Below are 279 nucleotides of genomic sequence, written 5' to 3' on the forward strand. Positions count from 1 at the left end.
TTAATACGTTGATGAATTTCTGCATCAATGAAGGCTGGCTTAAAACCATTTGATGGATGTTGTTTTTCAATCGTTAATTTTGGCTTATCCATAGTGAACCTCCTACTTAATCACCGTGTTGCGGTTGGCCTTTAGGTGTGCCCCTGGTACTTCTTCTCCAGCTTTGAGTGCTTGGTAAATGGCCTGCTTATCTGGCTTAGTAGTCGTCTCAGTAATTTTGAACTTATCCGGAAGCTTCTTATTACTATCAATAATGGTTGAGGCCTTAAAGTTCCGGGC

The 279-nt window shown here is 41.2% G+C and carries 1 protein-coding gene; it reads right to left on the reverse strand.

Annotated elements, in window-relative coordinates:
• Positions 1-102: 102 nt before the first annotated feature.
• Positions 103-255: a siphovirus Gp157 family protein gene (locus tag AC2FA3_RS15145; RefSeq protein ID WP_490510306.1), complete on the reverse strand. Its 153-nt coding sequence runs from the start codon at positions 253-255 to the stop codon at positions 103-105.
• Positions 256-279 lie beyond the last annotated feature (24 nt).

Source organism: Janibacter sp. CoH_79_TC_3, assembly GCF_058197955.1.